The sequence below is a fragment of the Verrucomicrobium sp. 3C genome (assembly GCF_000379365.1).
Lineage (GTDB): Bacteria > Verrucomicrobiota > Verrucomicrobiia > Methylacidiphilales > Methylacidiphilaceae > Methylacidimicrobium.
Window position 1 is genome coordinate 1,085,666 of sequence record NZ_KB901875.1, and the last position, 329, is coordinate 1,085,994.

1 protein-coding gene is annotated in these 329 nt (G+C 56.2%); it reads left to right on the forward strand.

Annotated elements, in window-relative coordinates; genetic code table 11:
* Positions 1-187 precede the first annotated feature (187 nt).
* Positions 188-329, forward strand: a 142-nt coding sequence (locus A37A_RS16090) for a helix-turn-helix domain-containing protein (protein WP_231363880.1), incomplete at its 3' end; no start/stop codon positions are given.

A 329-nucleotide genomic window follows, 5' to 3' on the forward strand; every position in this document is an offset into this window, starting at 1 on the left:
CCCAGGCTTCTTGCCTCCTCGGTCCTGCGCTTCCTGCTCGTTGTTCGTGGTCACTTCCCTTTCCATTTTCATCTCCTTCTACTTCGGTTGTGACCCACACACAAATTTTCGGATAGGCTCACCTATCCGCATTCTTCCAGTGAGCGACAAGCAGAAACACGAACTCCAAAGCATGATCAATCGTCCCATGACACCGCAACGTGAGGCGCGGCGAGCGAGAATCATTCTCCACCGCATCAATGGGCTCACCCAAGAGCAGACGGCGCGCACCGAAGGGGTCAACCGCCCGGTAGTTGTTCAATGGGAGAGGCGCTTCCGGGAGCAGGGAA